21 protein-coding genes are annotated in these 22,057 nt (G+C 70.2%); 12 read left to right on the forward strand and 9 right to left on the reverse strand.

The genetic code is table 11. The features are described 5' to 3' along the window. Positions 1-119: 119 nt before the first annotated feature. Positions 120-1,661 carry an acetolactate synthase large subunit gene (locus AC1DMQ_RS08915; protein ID WP_477033199.1) on the reverse strand — a complete coding sequence of 514 codons (1,542 nt, stop codon included), beginning with the start codon at positions 1,659-1,661 and terminating at the stop codon, positions 120-122. 221 nt (positions 1,662-1,882) lie between these two features. Here AC1DMQ_RS08915 and AC1DMQ_RS08920 point away from each other — a divergent pair, with 221 nt between their 5' ends. Beyond that, positions 1,883-2,560: a lysoplasmalogenase gene (locus AC1DMQ_RS08920; protein WP_477033200.1), complete on the forward strand. Its 678-nt coding sequence runs from the start codon at positions 1,883-1,885 to the stop codon at positions 2,558-2,560. 116 nt (positions 2,561-2,676) lie between these two features. Here the strand turns inward: AC1DMQ_RS08920 and AC1DMQ_RS08925 are convergent, their stop codons facing one another. The 5 genes from AC1DMQ_RS08925 to AC1DMQ_RS08945 all read right to left on the reverse strand — a co-directional run bounded on the left by AC1DMQ_RS08925 (position 2,677) and on the right by AC1DMQ_RS08945 (position 8,484). Further along, positions 2,677-4,500, reverse strand: coding sequence for a feruloyl-CoA synthase (locus AC1DMQ_RS08925; protein ID WP_477033201.1), 1,824 nt, complete (start codon positions 4,498-4,500; stop codon positions 2,677-2,679). 307 nt (positions 4,501-4,807) lie between these two features. Continuing rightward, complete coding sequence (locus AC1DMQ_RS08930; RefSeq protein WP_477033202.1) at positions 4,808-6,058, reverse strand: RNA polymerase sigma factor; 1,251 nt, start codon at positions 6,056-6,058, stop codon at positions 4,808-4,810. A gap of 5 nt (positions 6,059-6,063) precedes the next feature. Then, positions 6,064-6,417 carry a YciI family protein gene (locus tag AC1DMQ_RS08935; protein ID WP_477033203.1) on the reverse strand — a complete coding sequence of 118 codons (354 nt, stop codon included), beginning with the start codon at positions 6,415-6,417 and terminating at the stop codon, positions 6,064-6,066. Positions 6,418-6,551: 134 nt separating this feature from the next. Continuing rightward, a complete protein-coding gene (locus tag AC1DMQ_RS08940; RefSeq protein WP_477033204.1) occupies positions 6,552-6,917 on the reverse strand; it encodes a YciI family protein in 366 nt (121 codons plus the stop codon). A 232-nt stretch (positions 6,918-7,149) separates the two neighbouring features. After that, positions 7,150-8,484 carry a dihydroorotase gene (locus tag AC1DMQ_RS08945; protein WP_477033205.1) on the reverse strand — a complete coding sequence of 445 codons (1,335 nt, stop codon included), beginning with the start codon at positions 8,482-8,484 and terminating at the stop codon, positions 7,150-7,152. A gap of 141 nt (positions 8,485-8,625) precedes the next feature. On the opposite strand from AC1DMQ_RS08945, the gene pip reads away from it, so the two are divergent. After that, positions 8,626-9,711 carry a prolyl aminopeptidase gene (gene pip, locus AC1DMQ_RS08950; RefSeq protein WP_477033206.1) on the forward strand — a complete coding sequence of 362 codons (1,086 nt, stop codon included), beginning with the start codon at positions 8,626-8,628 and terminating at the stop codon, positions 9,709-9,711. 174 nt (positions 9,712-9,885) lie between these two features. Here the strand turns inward: pip and AC1DMQ_RS08955 are convergent, their stop codons facing one another. Then, positions 9,886-11,049 (reverse strand): glycosyltransferase family 9 protein, encoded by a 1,164-nt coding sequence (locus tag AC1DMQ_RS08955; RefSeq protein WP_477033207.1) that lies wholly within the window; start codon positions 11,047-11,049, stop codon positions 9,886-9,888. Positions 11,050-11,194: 145 nt separating this feature from the next. Here AC1DMQ_RS08955 and AC1DMQ_RS08960 point away from each other — a divergent pair, with 145 nt between their 5' ends. The 5 genes from AC1DMQ_RS08960 to AC1DMQ_RS08980 all read left to right on the forward strand — a co-directional run bounded on the left by AC1DMQ_RS08960 (position 11,195) and on the right by AC1DMQ_RS08980 (position 15,264). Further along, on the forward strand, positions 11,195-11,683 hold the full coding sequence (locus AC1DMQ_RS08960; protein WP_477033208.1) for an arsenate reductase/protein-tyrosine-phosphatase family protein: 489 nt from the start codon (positions 11,195-11,197) through the stop codon (positions 11,681-11,683). A 63-nt stretch (positions 11,684-11,746) separates the two neighbouring features. Then, positions 11,747-12,544, forward strand: a complete 798-nt coding sequence (gene ygfZ, locus AC1DMQ_RS08965; protein ID WP_477033209.1) for a CAF17-like 4Fe-4S cluster assembly/insertion protein YgfZ — start codon at positions 11,747-11,749, stop codon at positions 12,542-12,544. Between the two features lie 62 nt (positions 12,545-12,606). Continuing rightward, positions 12,607-12,966 carry a PRC-barrel domain-containing protein gene (locus AC1DMQ_RS08970; protein ID WP_477033210.1) on the forward strand — a complete coding sequence of 120 codons (360 nt, stop codon included), beginning with the start codon at positions 12,607-12,609 and terminating at the stop codon, positions 12,964-12,966. A 133-nt stretch (positions 12,967-13,099) separates the two neighbouring features. Continuing rightward, positions 13,100-14,611 carry a serine hydrolase domain-containing protein gene (locus AC1DMQ_RS08975; protein ID WP_477033211.1) on the forward strand — a complete coding sequence of 504 codons (1,512 nt, stop codon included), beginning with the start codon at positions 13,100-13,102 and terminating at the stop codon, positions 14,609-14,611. A 68-nt stretch (positions 14,612-14,679) separates the two neighbouring features. Continuing rightward, positions 14,680-15,264 (forward strand): DNA-3-methyladenine glycosylase I, encoded by a 585-nt coding sequence (locus AC1DMQ_RS08980; RefSeq protein WP_477033212.1) that lies wholly within the window; start codon positions 14,680-14,682, stop codon positions 15,262-15,264. Between the two features lie 9 nt (positions 15,265-15,273). Here AC1DMQ_RS08980 and AC1DMQ_RS08985 read toward each other — a convergent pair whose 3' ends face one another. After that, the gene (locus tag AC1DMQ_RS08985; protein ID WP_477033213.1) at positions 15,274-16,188 is read right to left on the reverse strand and encodes an NAD-dependent epimerase/dehydratase family protein; all 915 of its coding nucleotides are present in this window, start codon (positions 16,186-16,188) and stop codon (positions 15,274-15,276) included. A gap of 74 nt (positions 16,189-16,262) precedes the next feature. Here AC1DMQ_RS08985 and AC1DMQ_RS08990 point away from each other — a divergent pair, with 74 nt between their 5' ends. The 5 genes from AC1DMQ_RS08990 to AC1DMQ_RS09010 all read left to right on the forward strand — a co-directional run bounded on the left by AC1DMQ_RS08990 (position 16,263) and on the right by AC1DMQ_RS09010 (position 20,904). Beyond that, complete coding sequence (locus tag AC1DMQ_RS08990) at positions 16,263-16,862, forward strand: helix-turn-helix domain-containing protein (protein WP_477033214.1); 600 nt, start codon at positions 16,263-16,265, stop codon at positions 16,860-16,862. 47 nt (positions 16,863-16,909) lie between these two features. Beyond that, positions 16,910-17,554, forward strand: a complete 645-nt coding sequence (locus AC1DMQ_RS08995) for a ribonuclease HII (protein ID WP_477033267.1) — start codon at positions 16,910-16,912, stop codon at positions 17,552-17,554. A 148-nt stretch (positions 17,555-17,702) separates the two neighbouring features. Then, a complete protein-coding gene (locus AC1DMQ_RS09000) occupies positions 17,703-19,217 on the forward strand; it encodes a sensor histidine kinase (RefSeq protein WP_477033215.1) in 1,515 nt (504 codons plus the stop codon). A gap of 120 nt (positions 19,218-19,337) precedes the next feature. Next, complete coding sequence (locus AC1DMQ_RS09005; protein WP_477033216.1) at positions 19,338-20,414, forward strand: DNA methyltransferase; 1,077 nt, start codon at positions 19,338-19,340, stop codon at positions 20,412-20,414. A gap of 40 nt (positions 20,415-20,454) precedes the next feature. After that, on the forward strand, positions 20,455-20,904 hold the full coding sequence (locus AC1DMQ_RS09010; RefSeq protein WP_477033217.1) for a hypothetical protein: 450 nt from the start codon (positions 20,455-20,457) through the stop codon (positions 20,902-20,904). 25 nt (positions 20,905-20,929) lie between these two features. On the opposite strand, the gene mutY is transcribed toward AC1DMQ_RS09010, so the two are convergent. Further along, the gene (mutY, locus tag AC1DMQ_RS09015; RefSeq protein ID WP_477033218.1) at positions 20,930-21,982 is read right to left on the reverse strand and encodes an A/G-specific adenine glycosylase; all 1,053 of its coding nucleotides are present in this window, start codon (positions 21,980-21,982) and stop codon (positions 20,930-20,932) included. Positions 21,983-22,057 lie beyond the last annotated feature (75 nt).

Raw genomic sequence — 22,057 nt, forward strand, 5'->3', positions numbered from 1 at the left:
CCGAAGGCCGGTGGGGGGAGTATCCGGCTCGTTCGATCCGGGTGGTGGCGGCCTGCCGATCACTCCCCCCACCGTCGGCTTCGCCGACACCTCCCCCACAGGGGGAGGGCCTTCTCGCGCTACCGCATCGCCGCTTCAATAAAGCGCGGCCCCGGCTCCTTCATCGCCCGCGCCATCGCCTCGTCGAACGCTTCCGCCGTCTCGACCCGCTCGGCCGGCACGCCCAGCCCTCCGGCCACCGCCACCCAGTCGATCCTCGGATCGCCCAGGTCCAGCAGCCGCGACGCCGCCGGACCGGGCTCGCCGCCGCCTGTGCGGCCCATCTCGATGCCGAGGATGCGGTAGGCGTGGTTGGCGAACACCACCACCGTCACGTCAAGCTTCTCGCGGGCGATCGTCCAGAGGCCCTGCACCGTGTACATCCCCGCCCCGTCGCCGGTCAGGGCCAGCACCTTGCGGTCGGGACAGGCCACGGCCGCGCCGATGGCCAGCGGGATGCCCTGGCCGATGGCCCCGCCGGTCAGGGACAGCCAATCGTGTGCCCGGGCGTTGCGGGTCTGAGTGAAGATCGGCAGGCCGGCGGTCACAGCGTCGTCGGAGATGATCCCGCCGGCCGGCATGTGGCGGGCGATCGCCGCGCCCATGGCCCAGGCGTCCAGCTTTCCCGCCGGCGCGGCGGCCGGCGCATAGGGCTCGACGGCCCCGGTCGCCGGCGCGCCCAGCGCCTCGGCCAACGCTTCGAGCGCGGCGGCCGCGTCCGTTCCCCGGTCGCCGAGCTGAAGGGTCGCGCAAGCGTCGGGGACCAGCACGCTGGGCCGGTCGGGATAGGCGAAGAAGGCCACGGGCTCGGTGGTCGCGACCAGCACCATCAGGTCGACGCCCTCGAGGTCCTTCAGGGCCTGTTCGCCGAAATAGGGCAGCTTGTCCGGGCGGAAGCGGCCTTCGCCCCGCGCCTGGCGAGCGGTGAAGGTGTCGGTCAGCACCCGCGCGCCGGTCGCCGCGATCCGCCCGGCGGCGGTGATCGCCGTCTCGCCGCATGCGCCCGAGCCCAGCAGCAGCACGGGCTTGGCGGCGGCCTTCAGCGCCTTGGCCACGGCGGCGACGGCGACCGGGTCGGGCGCTCGGGGCCTGGGCCGCTCGATCACCGGCCCGGCGGTGTTGGTCTCGTTCCAGGCGCTGTCGGCGGGCAGGATCAGGCAGGCGTTCCCGCCCGGCGCGCCGAAGCTGGCGGCCACGGCCTCGGCGGCCAGAGGACCCACCACGTCGGCGCTGTCGGCCGATTTGACCCAGATCGAATTGGGCGCGGCCAGGGCGGCGATGTCGGAGTTCAGCGGCGCGTCGTACTGGCGGTGATCGGTGGCGTGGTCGCCGATGACATTCACGATTGGGGTGTACGCTCTCCGGGCGTTGTGCAGGTTGGCCGCGCCGTTGGCGTAGCCGGGGCCCAGGTGCAACAGGGTGCAGGCCGGGGTCCCGGTCATCCGCCCGTAGCCGTCGGCCGCCCCGGTCGCCACGCCCTCGAACAGGCACAGCACGCTGCGCATGCGCGGCTCGCGATCCAGGGCCGCGACGAACTGCATCTCGCTGGTGCCGGGATTGGCGAAGCAGGCGGTGACGCCGTTGTCGGCCAGGGTGGTGATCAGGGCGTCGGCGCCGTTCATGGTCTTCTCCGTACCGTTCGGACCAGCTTCCGACATTTCGCGGGATGCGCCAACGCTGGTTGCGGGTTCGGGGTGAGAGGATCCGCCACCCCAAACCCCCGTCATCCTCGGAACAAGTCCGAGGATGACGGTTGAGGGGAGGTTGCGCTGACAGCGTCACCCGTCGCAGTCTGGCCCACCGAAACGCCGCCGGAGAGCGGGCTCGGCCAGGGGGAAACCGGATGTCTCACTCAAATCGCCTGGCCAAGGCCGTGCTGATCGCCTCGATCATCGCCGGGATCAGCTATGTGGCGACCTGGGACCGGGGCCTGCCGCAAGTCGCCGACCTGGCCTGGAAGGGCCTGGGCGTCGGGCTGCTGACGGTCTACGCGGCGCTGAACGCCCGGAGCCTGGACGGCTGGCTGCTGGTCGCCGTGATGGCGTTCGGCGCCTTGGGCGACGTGCTGCTGGGGGCGGCCGGACTGACGGTCGGGGCGCTGGCCTTCCTGGCCGGACACCTCGTGGCCATCGGCCTCTACCTGTGTAACCGGCGTCCGAACCCAACCCGCAGTCAGGTCGCCCTGGCCGTCGTGCTGGTCCCGGCGGTCGTGATCGTCGCCTTCCTGCTGCCCGCCGACCGGGCCGGGGCGCCGGGCGTGGCGCTCTACAGCCTGGGCCTGGCCCTGATGGCGGCCACCGCCTGGCTCAGCCGGTTCCCGCGTTACCGCGTCGGGGTCGGAGCGATGATGTTCGTGGTCTCCGACCTGCTGATCTTCGGCCGGGGCGGATCCTGGCCGGACAGCTTCGCCGTCGGTCTGGCGGTGTGGGGGCTGTATTACTTCGGGCAGCTGCTGATCTGCGTGGGGGTGGTGCGGGCGCTCATGAAAGATCCTCCCCCCGTGGGGGAGGTGTCGGCGTAGCCGACGGAGGGGGGAGTGATCGGATGGCGGTCCAGCTCCGATCTTCGACCCTAAAACTCCCCCCACCGGCCTTCGGCCGCCTCCCCCACAGGGGGAGGGTCTAGCTTTGCCGGCGTTCAGCCGAACACCATCACCCCGTCGTCCGGCTCCTCGGCGAACAGCCTCGCCAGCTCCGCCGGCCGGCGCTCCCGCGCCAGGGCCTGGTTGATGTAGCCCTTGTCGGTCAGCTCTCCCGACGCCGCGTCCGGCGAACCGTCCAGCACCAGCGCCCGGGTCACCTTGCCGCCGCCCTTGGCCAAGCCGTTCAGCCGTTCCAGCCCGGCGCGGATCGCCGCCTTGACCGCGTCGGGCTCGCCGATCCTCAGACAGGCCTTGGGGTCGAGGAACAGCATCAGCCCCACGCCGCCCTGCCCTTCGCCGCAGACCACCGCGTCCGACACCGCCCCGGCGATCGCCGAGACCGCCGCGACGCGCAGCGCCCCGGCCACCACGAACGTGCCGTTGGCCAGCTTGAAGTTCTCGACCAGCCGCCCGTCGAACACCAGGCCCGCCGAGGGATTGAGCCGGTCGGCCAGCTTGGCCGCGTCGCCCAGCCGGTAGAAGCCGTCCTCGTCGAACGCCGCCGCCGAGGCTTCCGGCATGTCGAGGTAGCCGGGCGAGACCTGCGGGCCCTTCACCCGGATCTCGAACTTGTCGGGCGGGCCGTCGGCGACCGGCACCAGCTTGACCGCCGTGCCGGGCGTGGGCAGGCCCACCATCCCCGAGCGGGCGTTGAGCCAGTGGATGTTGCAGGCGGTCGGGCCGGTCTCGGTGGCGCCGTAGCCGGCCGCGAAGGTCACCCTGGCGCCGATCGTGCGCAGGGCCACGGCCTGGACCCGGTCAAGGATCGACTGGGCCATGGAGGCCCCGCCGTATTGCAGCACCCGCACCTTCTCGAAGAACCTGGCCGCCAGGGCATGGTCGCGCTCCAGCTCGCCGACCAGCAGGCCCCAGCCGGCCGGGACCATGTTGTGATAGGTCGTGGCCACCTCACGTAGGTTGCGGACCGTCTCGTCGAAACGGCCGCCAGCCAGCGGCTGGCCGCCATCAATGTACAATGTCCCGCCCCGGTGCAGCACCATGTGCAGGATGGCGTTGGCGCCCAGGCTGTGGCTCCAGGGCGCGGAATTGACCAGCACCGGCGGGTCCGGGTCCTCGTAGCAGGCGGCGATCTGGGCGGCGTTCAGCGCGACATTGGCGTGGGAGCAGACCACCGCCTTGGGCAGGCCGGTCGAACCCGAGGTCAGCAGCAGCTTGGCGGTGTCGTCGGGCCGGCAGACGGGCGGCTGAGGTTCCGACTCCAGGAGGGTCTCGAACGTCACGTCGCCCTCACGGGCGTTGCGGCCGGCCACCACCGGCAAGCCTTCGAGAAAGGGCGCGGCCAGGGCGTCGGCGAAGGCCTCGGCGTCATCGACATAGACCGCCGCCGGCTTCAGCCGTTCCACCGCGAAGGCCAGGCGGGAGAGGTCCGCGCCCTTCAGGCCGTACTGCGGCGAGACCGGGGCGATCGGCGCGCCCAGGCTCATGGCGGCGTAGCCGATCAGGGCGTGGTCGATCCCGTTGCGGGCCAGGATCAGCAGGGGCTTGCCGCGCGACTTTCCCCCATTTCCCAGGCCCAGGCTCGCCAGACCGCCGGCCAGGCGGGCCGCCTGATCGGCGGCCTCGGCGTAGGTGACGGTCCGCCAGCCCTCGGCGCCCTCGCTGGGCCGCTCGGCCAGCCAGACGCGATGCGGGGTCTGCGAGGCCCAGCGGACCAACGGCGCGGTCACGGTCTGGACGGTCTTGGAATAGGGGGTGGGATTGCGCAGGATCAGGATGTCGCCGCGTCGTTCGACATCCAGCGCCCGGGGCGCGTAGCGGGCGTCGCGGAACGGCGCGTGGGTCTCTTGCGTCCCATCCATGAGTCGAAGTGTTAACCACGGCGGGGCGAGTGGCAATCCACGCTTTCGTCCGCTCATCCCGGCGAGCGCCGGCGCCTTAGGTTCCCTCTCTCATAGAGAGAGGGAGGGGCCCGCCGCCGCAGGCGGTGGGAGGGTGAGAGGTTTCACCGCTAGCCGGATAATCCAGGAGCGTTGAGCGCTCTTAGAAGAGGGGTTCAGATCTTCACCATCGATGCGGCGCCGATGCACGCTGTCTTCTTTGGAGCCTGTCCTGAGAGATTGTAACCTCTCACCCTCCCACCGCTTCGCGGCGGGCCCCTCCCTCTCTCTAAGAGAGAGGGAAATCCAAGGTCCCAGCCGCCTGCCCCCGTCGCCGTTCCAGCCACAACCGCTCGGCCGGGGCCGGGTCCAGGGCCAGGGCGTGGTCGTAGGCCGCCAATGCCTCGCCGCTTCGCCCCAGCCGGGCCAGCAGGTCGGCGCGCACCGCGTGGAACGGAGCGAAGTCGCGGAAGGCGGTGGAGTCCAGCCAGTCGACCTCGGCCAGGGCCAGGGCCGGGCCCGAGACCTCGGCCACCGCCACGGCCCGGTTCAGCCGCACCACCGCGTCGTCGCGCCACTTGAGCAGGGCGTCGTAGAGGGCCAGCACGGTCGGCCAGGGCGCGGGCTCGTCCAGGCCCCCGCGCGAGCACCAAGCCGCGTGGATGGCCGCCTGCAGCTGCCTCGGCCCCGGCTGTCGCCGACGGGCGGCGGCGCGCAGCAGGGCTTCGGCCTGGACGATCAGCGGACGCCGCCACAGGGCCGGATCCTGCTCGGACAGCGGCGTCATCGCCCCGCTGTCGTCCATCCGCGCGGGGCGCCGGGCCTCGGCGTAGCGGACCAGGGCGGCGAAGGCCAGGCACTCGGGCTCGTCGGGCAGCAGGTCGGCCAGGACGGCGGTCAGGTCCAGCATCTCCTGGGCGTAGCCGGCGTGCTGGCCCGCGCCGGCCGCGTCCTCGTGGGCCTTGGCGTAGGCGATCTCGAGGGTCGACAAAACCGCTCCGACCCGCTCGGGCCAGGCCTCGGGACCAGGCACCTCGAACGGGATGCCGGCCTGGGCGATCTTGCGCTTGGCCCGCACCAGCCGCTGGGCCAGCGTCGGCTCGGGGACCAGGAAGGCCCGGGCGATCTCCTGGGTGGACAGGCCGCAGACCAGGCGCAGGGTCAGGGCCGCGCGGGCGTCGGGGGCCACGGCCGGGTGGCAGCAGACGAAGATCAGCCGCAGCCGCTCGTCCGGGATCAGGCGCGCATCGTCGACCATCACGTCCTCCGCGCTGGGGGGCGGCGTCGGCGGATCGGGAACCAGCCGGGTCCGCACGCCGCGCCGCCGCAGCATGTCCAGCGCCCGCCGCTGGGCGACGCTGTAGAGCCAGGCGGCCGGGTCGCGGGGCTCCCCGTCTTTCGGCCAGGCCTGGGCCGCGTTCAGGCAGGCCTCGGCGAAGGCCTCCTCGGCCAGGTCCAGGTCGCGGTATTTGGCGGCCAGGGCGGCGATCACCCGCCCGCCGTGGGTCCGCGCCGCCTGGTCGAGGAGGCTCCTCGCCATCGTGGTTACGTCGTGCCCTCGATGATCGGCCGCACCTCGACCGAGCCGTCGCCCGACAGCGGCAGCTTGCGCGCCCAGGCCAAGGCTTCGTCGAGATCGGGGACCTCGATCAGGTAGAAGCCGCCCAGCTGTTCCTTGCTCTCGGCGTACGGCCCGTCGTGCAGCGAACACTGGCCGGCGGCTCGGCGCACGGTGGTGGCGGTGTTGGTGGTCTTCAGACCCGCCCCGCCGCGCAGCAGGCCCTTCTCGACCAGCTCGCCGGCGAAGGCCGTGTGCTTGGCCAGGATATCCTGCCAGACCGGGCTGTTCTCTTCGCCGTAGACGGCCTCGTCCTCGTAGATCACCAAGGCGTATTGCATGGATCAGTCCTCCTCGACGACCGAGCCGGCGGGTGCGCCGCCCGGTCTCGGATCAGAGACGCGGCAACCTGACGGGACTCGACATTCGCCCGCAAGTTTTTCGCACGGCTTTTTTGGGGGCGCCCAAATCTCGGCTAGGCCGGGTCGTTGGGGCTATGGACGATCGCCCGGACCTCGACCTTGGCTCCGGCCATCAGCGGGATCTTCTGCGCCCAGGCCTCGGCGGCCGCCATGTCGGGCGCCTCGACCAGATAGAGGCCGGCCAGCTGTTCCTTGGTCTCGGCGAACGGCCCGTCGTGCACCACCCGCCCCTCGGCGCCCTGGACGATGGTGCGGGCGGTCGGCGTATCGGCCAGCCGCGCGCCCAGCCAGTCCATGCCGCTGGCCCGCAGCTCGCCCTGCAGCGTCTCGTGCGCCGCGATGATGTCCGGCAGGGCCGTCTGGCCCTCCGACGAGGCCCAGTCGGCCTCGTTGGAATAGATCATCAGCAGGTACTTCATCGAACCCTCCGTCGGCGCACGGCTCGCGCCCTCGCTGGAAGACGCGCGAGGCGGGGGGAATTCGACAGGGTCCTGGAAGAAAGTCAGGCGGCTAGCACTTGCCCCCTACGGATCGCTTCGCGATCGTCTTCCCCCAGAGGGGGAAGAGGACGCCGCGGCGCAGGCGCAAACCTCCGCCCCCTATGGGGGCGGACAGGCGGCGAAGCCGCCAGGTGGGGGCAAGTCCGTGAGCCTACCCCGCCAAGGTCTCCAGGAACCGCACCGGCGCCCCGGTCCCCTCCGCCACGATCTCGTCGTCCCGCATCACCACCGTGCCCCGCACGATGGTCGCCACCGGCCAAGCCTTGGCTTCGAAGCCGTCGAACGGGGTCCAGCCCGAGCGGGTGGCCATCCAGTCGTGGGTGATGGTGCGCTTGGCCTTCATGTCGACGATGGTGAAGTCGGCGTCGAAGCCCTCGGCGATGCGGCCCTTGTCGGCCAGGCCGAACACACGGTTGACGCCATGGCTGGTCAGGTCGACGAAGCGCTCCAGCGACAGCCGACCGTTCACGACATGCGTCAGCATGATGGGGACAAGCGTCTGCACGCCCGGCATGCCCGACGGCGAAGCCGGATAGGGTCGGGCCTTTTCCTCGCGGGTGTGGGGCGCGTGGTCGCTGCCCAGCACGTCGGCGATGCCGGTCTCGATGCCGCGCCAGACGCCGGCCACGTGCTCGGCCGAACGTATCGGCGGGTTCATCTGGGCGAAGCCCTTCAGCCGCTCATAGGCCTCGGGCGCCACCAGGGTCAGGTGCTGGGGCGTGACCTCGACGCTGGCGACGTCCTTGTGCTTGGAGAGGAACTCGATCTCTTGGTGCGTGGTCACGTGCAGCACGTGGATGCGCTTGCCCAGGCTCTTGGCGATGCGCACTAGGCGCTCGGTCGACTGCATGGCGGCCTGGGCGTCGCGGACCTCCGGGTGGCTGGTCCAGTCGCCGGGACGGGCCAGCGAGCGGCGCTCGGCCAGGCGGTATTCGTCCTCGGAGTGGAAGGCCGCGCGGCGGTTGACGTGCCGCAGCACGTTCTCGACGCCCTCGTCGTCCTGGACCAGCAGGGTGCCGGTCGAGGCGCCCATGAACACCTTGATGCCGCAGCAGCCGGGCAGGCGCTCCAGCTCGCCCAGGAACGTCGCGTTCTCGTGGGTGCCGCCGACATAGAAGGCGTGGTCGGTGTGCATGCGGCCCTTGGCGCGAGCCAGCTTGTCGGCCAGGGCGTCGGGGTCGGTGGTGGTCGGCTCGGTGTTGGGCATCTCGAACACGGCGACCACGCCGCCCAGGGCCGCGCCGCGCGAGCCGCTTTCCAGGTCTTCCTTCCACTCCAGCCCCGGCTCGCGGAAATGGACCTGGCTGTCGATGACGCCGGGCAGCACGGTCAGGCCCGAGGCGTCGAAGATCTCGCCGGCCGAAGCCTGGCCGAGGTCGCCAATGGCGACGATCTTGCCATTGCGCACGCCGATGTCGGCGAAGCCGCGCCCCGCATGATTGACCACCTCGCCGCCGCGCACGATCAGGTCGAAGGTCTGGGTCATGGGAGCGGCTCCTGATGAGTTTGAGGCGGTCTAGGCGCCCACCCTAGCCGCCGCAAGACCAAATATCGCCCGCTTCCGACATTGACCGCCGCGCGCGACGGGCGCACGTCCGCATCATTCCCTTAGCGCGACGAGGCTCCCATGGACTTTTCCCGACTCCAGACCACCAGCAAGGTCACGGGCGAGTGGAAGTATCCGCAAGGCGCGCCCAACCGGACGGGGCTGCTGCAGGTCGACCAGGCGCCCGACCACAAGCTCTACTGGGAAGAATACGGCAATCCCGACGGCGAGCCGGTGATGTTCCTGCACGGCGGGCCGGGCGGGGCCTGCGCGCCGGTGATGTCGCGGTTCTTCGATCCCAAGCGCTACCGCGTGATCCTGTTCGACCAGCGCGGCTGCGGGAAAAGCACGCCGACCGTGGCCTCGCACGGCCCGGCGATCGCCCTGGTCCGCAACGACACCGACCACCTTGTGGCCGACATCAACCGCCTGCGCGACGCGCTCGCCATCACCGGCAAGATGCACGTGTTCGGCGGCAGTTGGGGCAGCACCCTGGCCCTGGTCTACGCCATCCGCCACCCCGAGCACGTGGCCTCGCTGATCCTGCGCGGCATCTTCCTGGGGACCCGCGAGGACCTGCTCTACATGTACCAGGGCAATGCGGCGGTGTTCGCCCAGACGCCTTACGCCCTCAGCGAGCCTGGGACCTATGTGAGCTATCCCGACGAGTGGAAGGCTTTCGTCGAGGTCATCCCGGCCGGGCAGCGCGGCGACATGATGGGCGCCTACAAGGCGATCTTCGACGGAACGCCCGGCGACGACGCCGGCCGCCAGGCCCAGCTGCGGGCGGCCGTGGCCTGGTCGGTCTGGGAGGGCGCGATCTCGAACATGATCCCCGAGGCGGACGACCCGGGCAAGTTCGGCGAAGCCGACTTCGCCCTGTGCTTCGCCCAGATCGAGGCCCACTTCTTCGCCAACGACCTGTTCCTGGAGCCGGACTACATCACCGCCAATGCGGACAAGATCGCGGGGCTGCCGATCCACGTGGTGCACGGCCGCTTCGACCAGGTCTGCCCCCTGACCCAGGCCTCGCGGCTGGTCGCGGCCCTGGCGGCGGTGGGCGCGACGCCGGCGACCTATGTGCGGACCAACGCCGGCCACAGCGCGATGGAGGCCGAGACGGTGCTGGCGCTGACGGCGATCATGGACGGGTTGGCGGGGATCTAGGGCAGCGATCACCACCCACGCTCGTCATCCTCGGACTTGTTCCGAGGACCCCTGCTTCAACCGCGAAGGCGGTGGGGTGGCGCGCAAGCGCGCCAAGGCAAGGTCAGCTCGGCGGACCGAGGGGGCCTCGGAACAAGTCCGAGGATGACGGACGTTGGGGGTGCGGGTCGGAACCTAGGTGCGGTCCGCTTCGATCGCGTCTTCTGAAGCGGGGGTCTCGGCCGGTTCATGACCGGCGTCCGGCTCCGCCGCGTCCTCCACCACCGCCTGGAGCTCCGGCGTCACAGCGGCGTCCTCGACGGTCGCTTCCGGCGCATCCTCCTCGACCACCGTCTCCGGCGCGGCCTCGGCCGCGGCCTTCGCCTCGGCCAGCAGCGCCTTGGCCGCCTTGACCACCGTGGTCACCGGCAGGTCGCTCATGTGGCGGATGGCTTGCGACAGGTCCGGGTCGACCGCCAGGAACTGCTCGAACGTGCGCGGGCCGCGCACGGCCTTGGTCAGCGGACCCCACGGGCCGTAGCGGCGCTCGTCCGACGGGCCGAACAGGCCCAGGGTCGGGACTCCGGCGGCGGCGGCGATGTGCATCAGGCCGCTGTCGTTGCCGATGAAAAGGTCCGCGCGCTTCAGCACCGCATAGGCGGTCAGCAGGTCGACCTTGCCGGTCAGGTCGACATAGCGCCCCCGCGCCGAGGCCATGCGCAGTTCCTCGACCATCCGCTGATCACCAGGACCGCCCAGGATCAGAAGGCGTCCGCCGGCCAGCGCGCCACCGGGACCCAGCAGCTGCTGAGCGGTTTGGGCGAAACGCTCGATTGGCCAGATCTTGCCCACCCAGTTCGAGGCCGGGCCGACGGCCAGGATCGGACCGGCCGGCTCGCCGAGACGCGGGACCAGCAGTTGATCGGCCAGGGCCTGGACCTCGGGGGTGATGTAGAGGTGCGGAGCCGGCGGATCGCCTTCCAGCTTCAGCACGCGGGCGGCGTCGATCACCTTGTGGATCGGCTCGCCCACGTGCTTCTTCCAGATCGCCCGCTTCTCGCGGCGCAGGAAGAGGGCCGTGCCCGAGCCGCGCAGGTCGACGACCAGGCCCCACTTCCTGTGGCGCACCTGGTTCCACAGCTTGAACCAGTGGCCCTTGCCCTTGCCCTTCTCCATGACGATCACCCGATCCAGGCCCGGCACGTGGGCGAAGAGGGGCGCGGCCAAGGGTCCGGAGACGATGGTGAAGCGGGCGTTGGGGATCTGGTCGGCGAGGAACTTGATCAGGCCGGACGAGAGCACGGCGTCGCCGATCCGCGTGGCGGTGATGAAGAGAATCGGGAAGGCCCGCTGTGTCATCCGTCCTTGTATAAGGCGGGTCGCGAGTCGGCGCATCCCTCGATAACGGCTCAGCTTTCCGTTCTTTGACCTTGCATCGGAGAGACGCCAGATCGTCACGAAACGGCGCCAGGATGCCTGTCAAAGACCTCCGGAGCGCACTTCGATGAGCATCTCTCCGTATCGCGTTATCTTCCTGTCGCGGCGCGACACCGCCCGCAGCATCATCGCCGAGGCGATCATGAACCAGAAGGGCGCCGGCCGGTTCACGGCGTTCAGCGCCGGCGTCGCGCCCGGCGACAAGGCCGACCCCGTGGCCCTGCGCGCCCTGGCCCGGGCCGGCTACGACCCGTCGGACCTGAAGCCCCAGTCGTACACGGTGTTCGCCGGGGACGAGCCGATGGATTTCGTCTTCACCCTCAGCGACACGGCGCGCGGCGAGCCCATGCCCGAATGGCCCGGCCAGCCGGTCACCGCCCACTGGGCCTGCGAGGACCCGCTGCTGGTCGAGGAGGACCCGGTCGAGATCGCCCTGGTCTACGCCCGCATGCTGGGCGGGCTGGAACGGCGCATCGAGACCTTCATGCAGCTGCCCTTCCAGTCGCTGGACCGCATCAGCCTGACCAGCCACGTCGACGCCATCGGCAAGACCTGAGTCCTGACTTGGCGGGAAGCTGATCCGCTGGCGGGTTGGACCCTGGCGGCCTATATCCGCCGGGTGAACCAGATCGCCGCCTTGCCCTCGCGGGCCGTCATCGCCGTCTCGGGCCCCGACGCCCGAAGCTTCCTCAACGGCCTGCTGAGCCAGGAGGTCGAGACGCTGGCCCAGGGCGAACTGCGCTTCGCCGGCCTGCTGACCCCGCAGGGCCGGCTGCTGTACGACCTGTTCGTGGCGGGCGTGGAGGACGGCCTGCTGCTGGACGTCGCCGCCGAGCACCGCGACGCCATCCTGATGCGCCTGACCATGTACAAGCTGCGGGCCAAGGTGGAGCTGGCGGCGAGCGCGCTTTGCGTGTTCGCGGCCTGGCCGACCGCCGGCCAGGGCCTCGCCGATCCGCGCCTTCCCGCCCTCGGTTCACGCCTCTATGCGAGCGAGCAGGCCGCCACCGCCAGGGAAGACGACTACGACGCCCACCGCCTGGCCCTGGGCGTGCCCGGCCCCGCCGACTGGGGAACCGACAAGACCTATCCGATCGAGGCGAACTTCGACCTGCTGAACGGCATCGACTTCAAGAAGGGCTGCTTCGTCGGCCAGGAGACCACCAGCCGCATGAAGCGGCGGGGCGTGATCAAGAACCGCATGCTGCCGATCGCCTTCGACGGCCCGCCGCCGGCCTTCGGGACCGAGGTTCTGGCCGGGACCTTGCGGGCCGGCGAGGTGCTGTCGGGCCGCGACGGCCGGGCCATGGCCCTGCTGCGCCTGGACCGCATCGAGGGCGCCGACCTGACGGCGGACGGCCGGGCGGCCGCGGTCGAGCGGCCCGCCTGGGTCCCGCCGACCGTTCCCGCCGACTAGAAGACGGGAACATCGTCAGACGGCGGAACGTTGGACAGGCCTGCTTTCAAGGAGTCCTGCCCATGAAACGTCTTCTGATCGGTCTCTCGCTCGCCGCCATCGCCGGCGCGGCCACCGCCCAGACCATCGCCCGCGACGAAAGCCAGCCCACCCAGCACAAGGCGACCGTCGGCCAGATCGAGGACGCTGACGTGATGGATTCGACCGGCCGCCGGGCCGGCGAGGTCGAGCACGTGCTGCTGGACCCGGCCGGCAAGCCCACCGCCGTGGTCATCGAGATCGACCGCCCGGGCCCGGACAAGAAGGTGGTCGTCGCCCTGGCCGACGTCACCGTGACGCCGGAGCCGAAGGACGATGACATGATCGTCCACACCAAGCTGACCAAGGCTCAGCTGACCGCCCTGCCGGACTGGAAAAGCTGACCTGTTCAGCCGTCCGCCCGGCCTGCGCTGGGCGGACGGCGCCAGTTCATGGACTATCTTTAAGAATTATCCGCATTGAGCGAACGCTGTCGCCCGACCACTCTCCCCGCCACTCGAGGTTGGGAGAGGGCTAATGAGGCGACTGGCGAGCGTGATCCTGAGCGGCTGCGTCCTCCTCCTGGCCGCCGGCGCGCAAGCCAGGCCAACGGCGCAGCCCGCACCGCTGGCGCCCCTCGACCACGGCCTGCGCCCCAATGTGCTGGCGGGCGTTCAAGCGCCGCCGGGCTGGTCGCTGGCCGAGCGCATGGCCCATCACAACGTGCCCGGCGTGGCCGTGGCGGTGCTGCGGGGCGGCGAGGTGGTCGCCGCCGCCGGCTATGGCCTGCGCGAGGCCGGGACCGACGACAGGGTCGACGCCGACACCCTGTTCTCGGTCGGCTCGATCAGCAAGGTGGCCACTGCGACGACCACCCTGCGGCTGGTGGCGGCGGGCCGGCTCGACCTGGACCGCGATGTCGACGGCTACCTCAAGCGCTGGAAGCTGCCGGTCTCCGACACAGCCCCGCGTCCGGAGGTCAGCCTGCGCATGCTGATGTCCCACACCTCGGGCCTGGGCGTGCATGGCTTCGCCGACTACCAGCCGGCCGAGCCGCTGCCGACCCTGGTCCAGGTGCTGGACGGCCAGAAGCCGGCCAAGAACGAGGCCGTGCGGTTCAAGACCACGCCCGGACGGGTGAACGACTATTCGGGCGGCGGGGTGAGCGTGGAGCAGGCCACGATCGAGGACGCCACGGGCCAGCCTCTCCAGGCCCTGGCGCGGACGGAGGTGTTCGCGCCGCTCGGCATGGGACGAAGCACGTTCGAGAGCCCGCTGTCGGCCGCCCACGGCAATATCGCCAAGGCGCACGGCGACGACGGCGCGCCCCGGGCCGTGCCGCGCGGTTGGGAAGCCTTCGCCGAGGCCGGCGCTTCGGGCCTGTGGACCAGCGCCAACGACCTGGGCCGGCTGGTCGGCGGCCTGATCAGGAGCTACCAGGGCCGCTCGGATTTCCTGCCCCAGCCCCTGGCGACGGCGATGCTGACCGAGGTCTCGCCGGGTCCGTTCGGCCTGGGTCCGCGCCTCGGCGGAATGGGACCGGGCCGCTACTTCTTCCACCTGGGCGCCAACGAGAGCTATCTGGCGTTCATGGAGGGCTATCCCGAGACCGGCGACGGCTTCGTGATCCTGACCAACGGCGCCAACGGCGGGGCGCTGATCGCCGAAGTGCGCAACGCCCTGGCCGACGCCATCGGCCAAGGCGCCCACCCCGCGCTGCGGACGGTCGTGCCGCGCGTTCCGCCCGCCCCGGACCTCGCCGGGGACTACCGCCTGGACTCGGCCGTGCCGATGGACGTTCGCCGCGCCCTGGCCGACAACTTCGAATACGACGCCCTGCGGTTCGCGGTCGCCGGCGACACGGTGCACATGACGCCGGCCGGCGAGGACAAGCCCTCTCCCCTGCTGACCATGGGCCCGGGCCAGTTCGCCCAGTCGGGCCTCTATGCCTTCACCTTCGAGTTCCGCCGCGACGCCTGGGGCAAGGTGCGCGGCGTGACGGTGGCCATGCCGGAGACTGGATCGACCGCCTACTACGTCCGCCAGTGAGCACACCGAAAGGCGGCCGATGGGATTTGTTCTTGAAAAGTTCCAACTGATCGGGCCAAGCTCCGCCCATGACCGAGATCCAACGCTGCACCTGGCGCGGCATGAACGGCGACCCGTTCTACGAGGCCTATCACGACACCGAATGGGGCGTGCCGGAGTACGACTCCCGCGCCCTGTGGGAGAAGCTGGTGCTGGACGGGTTCCAGGCCGGGCTGTCGTGGATCACCATCCTGCGCAAGCGCGAGGCCTTCCGCGCCGCCTTCGCCAATTTCGACCCGGACAAGGTGGCCCGGTTCGGCGACGCCGATCGCGCCCGGCTGATGGCCGACGCCGGCATCATCCGCTCGAACGGCAAGATCGACGCGGCGATCTCGGGCGCCCGGATCTATTGCGACATGCGCGACCGGGGAGAGGACCTGGGCGATCTGCTGTGGGGCATGGTCGGCGGCAAGCCGATCCAGAACCGCTGGACCGGCGGCGACGTCCCGGCCCAGACGCCCCTGGCCGCCGACATGGCCAAGATGCTCAAGGCCAAGGGCTACAAGTACTGCGGCCCGGTGATCGTCTACGCCTTCATGCAGGCCACCGGCCTGGTCAACGACCACCTGACGACCTGCTTCCGACATGAGGAATGCCGGAAGATGGCGCGGTAGGCGGCGGCTCTAGCTTTCCGCCTCCAACCCTTCGAGCACCTGGGCGAAGGTGGCCTCGCAGACGAACCCCAGCCGCGCCGCCGCCCGGGACGGGTCGTAGACGCGATCGATGCTGTCGAACATCGTCCAGCCGCGCTGTGCGTAAAGCTCGGGGTAGCGCGGGAAATAGCGGGCCACGACGCGCGGCGCGTCGGCGATCAGCGCCTCGGCGTCGGACCGCGAGAACGGCGGCGGGGCCGAGACGATGAACAGGTCGAAGCCCAGCCCGAGCGCGCGATCCAGGGCCATCAGGTGGGCGCGCGCGGCGTCCTCCACGGTCAGGCGGCGGAACAGCAACTCGTTGGCCTTGGTGTTGGCGTCGGACTGGGCGATGGCGTGGGCCATGTCGTCGGCCTCGGGGAAGAAGCGGCTGGTGCGCAGCACCACCACCGGCAGGCCGTGCTCGCGGTGGACCAGCCGGCACAGCTGCTCGGCCGCCAGCTTGGTGATCCCGTAGACGTTGCGCGGCTGGACCGGGCTGTCCTCGGTCAGCCACTCGGCCCGCCGGGCCCCGCCCGCCGCCCCGGCCCTGATCGCTTCGGAGATCATCAGCGAGGTGGTCGAGGTGAAGACGAACCGCCCCACGCCCTGGGCGACGGACTCTTCCAGCAGGTTCAGCGTGCCGGTGACGTTGACGTCCACGAAAGCCTGGCGGTCGAAGCGCTCGATGTCCGGCTTGTGCAGGGCCCCGCCGTGGATCACCGCCTCGATCGCGTGGTCGCCGATCACCTGGCGCACCAGGGCGCGATCGGCGACCGAGCCGAGCACCGACGTTTCGGCCGAAGCGACGATGTGCAGCCCGGTCACCCCATGGCCGGCGGCGCGCAGGGCCGGCGCCAGGGTCCGTCCCAACCATCCCGACGATCCGGTCAACAACACACGCATGGTCTTCCTCCGATCAGAGGCGGCCTGATCGCATCGACGGTTGGCGCGGCGAACGCATAAGTTATTCTGCGTCCATGCCCCGCTCTCCCTTGGACGTCTCGCCGACACCGCCGCATGCCTTGGGCCGCTCACTGCGCGCCTGGCGCGCGGCGCGGCGGGTCAAACAGGCGCACGCGGCCGAGATCCTGGGCGTCTCCCAGGCCACCATCTCGCGCTGGGAGAGCGGCGCCCTGCCCCCCTCGCCCCGCGAAGCGGCGCGGCTGGCCGACCTCCTGGCCGCCCGCCCCGACTCCGACGCCGACCGCGCCCTGCTCGAACTGGTCGAAAGCTCGACCGATCCGACCCACATGGTCTGCGACCTCTCGCACCGCTTGATGGCCGCTTCTCCCGCGCGCAGCCGTGAATGGGGGCTTCCCAAGGAAGACCTGATGGGCACCTCGCTGTGGCGCTACGCCAGCCCGGCCATCGTCGCGGCCGAGGCGGGACTCGGCAAGGCCGGCTGGTACGAGCCCCTGCCGCCCAGCCTGACGATCGAGACCGGCGCCAACGACTCCAACGAAGTGCCCATCCGACCCGGCCGGATGAACTGGACGCGCCTGCGACTGTCGGACGGCCGTTTCGCGCGGCTGGTGCGGACGCAGGACCTTCCCCCGCCCGCCCGAAACGGATTATGAGCGGGGTCGTGACCAAGTCCCCCGCCATCGCCCCCAAGGGCCCCGACATGATGCTGGAAGCCGCCTGCGGACCGGGTCTGGTCTGCGGGGTGGACGAGGCCGGACGCGGACCCTGGGCCGGTCCGGTCAGCGCCGCGGCGGTGATCCTGGACCCCGCCCGCGTCCCCAAGGGCCTCAACGACTCCAAGAAGCTGACCGCCAAGGCGCGCGCCGCGCTGGAGATCGAGATCAAGTCGGTCGCGGTCGCCTGGTGCGTGGGCCTGGCCAGCGTCGAGGAGATCGAGGAGCTCAACATCCTGCACGCCGCCGGCCTGGCCATGTGCCGGGCCATCGAGGGGCTAGGGGTGAAGCCCGACATGGCCCTGGTCGACGGCAACTACCGTTTCAAGCTGCCCTGCCCGATCAAGACGGTGATCAAGGGCGACAGCCTGTCGTGCTCGATCGCCGCCGCCTCGATCCTGGCCAAGGAGGCCCGCGACAAGATCATGATCGAGATGGACGGCGTCCATCCCGGCTACGGGTTCGCCAGCCACAAGGGCTATCACGCCGCGATCCACGTCGAGGGCCTGCGCCGCCTGGGCCCCTCGCCGATCCACCGGATGAGCTGGGCGCCGGTCAAGCTGGCGCTGTCGGGCGAACTGCCCCTGGGCGACCTTGGCGACGCGGCGTTCGACGACGAGCTTGGCGCCTAGTCGCCCGCGGCTCCGAAAAGACTTCAGCCAAGCCTCGATGCGCTATGTCGGCTAGACGAGCGTTTCGGCTATGGTTCCGTGCCTAAATCCACAACGTGACGTGAAGCCAGCGTCGAGGCGTGAACGCCCTTCCCGTCGGAGACCTCATTTGCTCGATCAGCCGGCCGACAAGACCCGTCACGAAGGGCCGACCTTCCTGAGCGGCGGTGGCGAAATGGGCCGCCTGATCCGCGCCCACGACTGGTCCGCCTCGCCCTTGGGGCTGCCGGACGGCTGGCCCCAGAGCCTGAAGACCGTTGTCCGCCTGATGCTGACCTCCAGCCACCCGATGTTCATCTGGTGGGGGCCGGACCTGATCCAGTTCTACAACGACGCCTATCGCGCCACGATGGGCCCGGAACGCCATCCGTCGGCCTTGGGCGATCGCGGCGAGGCCTGCTGGGCGGAAATCTGGGACATCATCGGCCCTCAGATCGCCCTTGTGATGCGCGGCGAAGGCTCGACCTGGCACGAGGACGCCCTCGTCCCCGTCACCCGCAACGGCCGGCGCGAGGACGTCTGGTGGACCTACGGCTATAGCCCGATCGACCACGACGACGGCGTCGGCGGCGTGCTGGTGGTCTGCAAGGACGTGACCGCCGAGCACCTCGTGCGCGAGGAATTGGCGCGGGCCAATCTCGAACTGAACAGCGAAGCCGAACACCTGCGCGCCCTGTTCGAGCAGGCGCCCAGCTTCATGGCCGTGCTGCGCGGTCCCGACCACCGGTTCGAGTTGGCCAATCCGGGCTATATGCGCCTCGTCGGCGAACGCCCCGTGGTGGGTCTGACCGTGGCCCAGGCCCTGCCGGAAGCCATCGAGCAGGGCTATGTGACGCTGCTCGACCAGGTCTACCGGTCGGGCGAGGCGTTCACGGCCACGGGGTCGAAATTCACCGCGACGGGCGGACCAGGCGAACCGGCGACCGATCGCTATCTCGATTTCGTCTATCAGCCGACCCTGGACGCCCAGGGCGCGGTGAACGGCGTCTTCGTCGAAGGTCACGACGTGACCGAGCGGATCGTCGGCGAACGCCGCCAGAAACTGCTGCTCGACGAGCTGAACCATCGCGTGAAGAACACCCTGGCCACGGTGATGTCCCTGGCCATGCTCAGCGGCAAGTCGGCGCAATCGGTGCCGGAGTTCGTCGCCGTCTTCACCGATCGCGTCCACGCCATGGCCAAGACCCACGACCTGCTGATCCAGAACGCGTCCGGCGCCATCACGGTCCAGGACGTGCTGCGCGCCGAGCTGGCCCCCTATGCGGAGCCCCACGGCCAGCTGGAGCTGGTCTGCGAGGCGATGGAGCTGACGTCCGATGCGCCTGTCAGCCTGGGCCTGATCGTCCATGAACTGCTGACCAACGCCGCGAAGTACGGAGCCCTGTCCACACCGGACGGCAGGCTGAAGGTCCATTGCGGGCGCGACTCGGACGGCGGCTTCCTGGCCTGGCGGGAGACGGTCAGCCACCCCCTGACCGGCGCGACGCGCAAGGGCTTCGGCACGCGATTGATCGACCGGCTGGCCCGCGAACTGGGCGGCGCGGCCAGGCTGGACCTGAAGCCGACGGGCCTCGAGGCGCGGATAACGTTCAGCCTGGCGCGCCCGCCGGAACAGGATTTCTGAGTCTAATCAGACTCATCCACCGTTTCGGGCGGGGTTAACAGGCCGCTAACCATGCCCGTTCACTCCGGCGTAACCATCAAGACTCATGATTCCGCTCAGTGTTTTTGACGGGAAGCGGACATGTCCTTCGGGCCTGAAACCATCATCCAGGGCGACTGCATCGAGGCGATGAACGCCCTGCCCGAGAAGTCCGTGGACCTGATCTTCGCCGATCCGCCCTACAATCTGCAGCTGGGCGGCGACCTGCTGCGTCCCGACAATTCCAAGGTCGACGCGGTCGACGACCACTGGGACCAGTTCGAGAGCTTCGCCGCCTACGACAAGTTCACCCGCGAATGGCTGAAGGCCGCCCGCCGGGTGCTGAAGGACGACGGCGCGATCTGGGTGATCGGCAGCTATCACAACATCTTCCGCGTCGGCGTGGCCGTGCAGGACCTGGGCTTCTGGATCCTCAACGACGTGATCTGGCGGAAATCCAACCCGATGCCCAACTTCAAGGGCACCCGCTTCGCCAACGCCCACGAGACCCTGATCTGGGCCTCCAAGAGCCAGGGCGCCAAGCGCTACACCTTCAACTACGACGCCCTGAAGATGGCCAATGACGAGGTGCAGATGCGCTCGGACTGGACCATCCCGCTGTGCACCGGCGAGGAGCGCATCAAGGGCGCGGACGGCAACAAGGCCCATCCGACCCAGAAGCCCGAAGCCCTGCTCTACCGGGTGATCCTGTCGACGACCAAGCCGGGCGACGTGATCCTGGATCCGTTCTTCGGCGTGGGCACCACCGGCGCGGCCGCCAAGCGCCTAGGCCGCAGGTTCGTCGGCATCGAGCGCGAGGCCGAGTACATCGCCCACGCCAAGGAACGCATCGCCAAGGTCGTGCCGATCGCGCCGGAAGACCTGGACGTCATGGGCTCCAAGCGTTCGGAGCCGCGTGTGCCGTTCGGCAACATCGTCGAGGCCGGCCTGCTCAATCCGGGCGACACCCTGTACTGCGCCAAGGGCTCGCACGCCGCCAAGGTCCGGGCCGACGGCTCGATCACGGTGGGCGATCTGTCGGGCTCGATCCACAAGGTCGGCGCCCTGGTGCAGTCGGCCCCGGCCTGCAACGGCTGGACCTACTGGCACTTCAAGACCGACAAGGGCCTGGCCCCGATCGACGTCCTGCGCAGCCAGGTGCGGGCGGGAATGAACTGAGGCCTAGGGCGGCCTCGCCGCCTGGGATTCCCGTTCGAGCATGACGAACCAGACCTCTCCCGACGAGGCCGTGGCGGCCCTGCCGCTGCTGCCGCGTCACTTCCAGCGCAGCGGATTCATCGTCGGCGCCGTCTACATGCTGCTGATGTTCGGCGCTTCGGAGTTCCTCGGAAGCGAGCTGCCGCTGCGCCTGTGGTGGTGGACGGCGCTCCCCTTCTGCTGGCTCGGCGCGATCGCGGTTCATTGGCGGCATTGGCGCGCCATGCCGTCGCCGCGTGAGCGCGTGATCGAATACGTCAAGCAGCATCCAGGCCGCGCGGTCTTCTGGGGCGGCATGGCGGTGGTGGTCGAGGCGTTCCTGATCGGCTCACCGCCCTTCGGCGGAAATGATCCCTCGACCGGCATGCCAGGCTACTACGTGGCCACCGGCGTCGTCATCGTCGCCGCCCTTGTGGCCAGCTTCATCGTTCGCCGAAACCGGAAGGTCTGAGCCGAGAGCGTTCACGAGGACGCGGCTAGACCAGCCGATCCCGCCCCGCCTTCGCCGCCTTCAGGAACACGCTCGGCAGCGCCGCCAGCCCTTCGGGGTCGGTCCACACGAACTCCCCCTCGCCGTTGCTCTCGGCGCGCAGCACCCGCAGCGTCAGGGCGAAGTGGGTGAAGACGTGCTCCACGGTCCCGAAATCACGCCAGACTCCGGCGGCCGGCGCGGCCTCGGCGGCTTCCGAATCCGTCCACGGACGATCTCGCCAGTCGCTGGTCGGCAGGCCCAGCATGCCGCCCAGCAGGCCCTTGGGCGGACGGCGGACCAGGGCCGTGGCGTCGCCTCGGGTCAGGACGTAGGCCACACCGAACCGGCGGGGCCGATCGGCCTTCTTGGTCTTGCGCGGATAGGTCTCCGGCGCGCCGGTCTTGAGGCCTTCGCACCAGGTCGAGATCGGACAGCGGTCGCACAGCGGGCCCTTGGGCCGGCAGACCGTGGCCCCGAGATCCATCAGCGCCTGGGCCCAGTCGCCGGGGCGCTCGGGGGTGACCAGATCGCCGGCCAGGCGCTTCAGCTCCGGCTTGGCGTCAGGCACGGGCTCTTCTACCGCGAACAGCCGCGCCATCACCCGCTCGACATTGCCGTCGACGACATTGGCCTCGCGGTCGAAGGCGATGGCCGCCACGGCGGCGGCGGTGTAGGCGCCCACGCCCGGCAAGGCGCGCAAGGACTCCTCGGTGTCGGGGAACACCCCGCCATGCTCGGCCGCCACGGCCCGGGCGCAGGCCAGCAGGTTGCGGGCCCGGGCGTAGTAGCCGAGCCCCGCCCAGGCGGCCATCAGGTCGCCGTCCTCCACCGCCGCCAAGTCGGACACCGTCGGCCAGCGCTGGGTGAAACCCAGGAAATAGGGCGTGGCGTGCGGCACGGTGGTCTGCTGCAGCATCACCTCAGACAGCCAGACCCGGTACGGATCGGACCGCATCCCTGCCTTCCCAGCGGCCGGCCCGGTGCGCCAGGGCAGGTCCCGCGCCTGGGCGTCGTACCAGGCCAGCAGGGCGGCGCGGAGGGCGGGGATGTCGAGCATGCCCGTCCTATGACAGAGCCTCCCCGAACTTGTCATCCCGGACGAGCGCGCAGCGCGAAGATCCGGGACCGACGC

Source organism: Caulobacter sp. 05L422, from assembly GCF_056397765.1.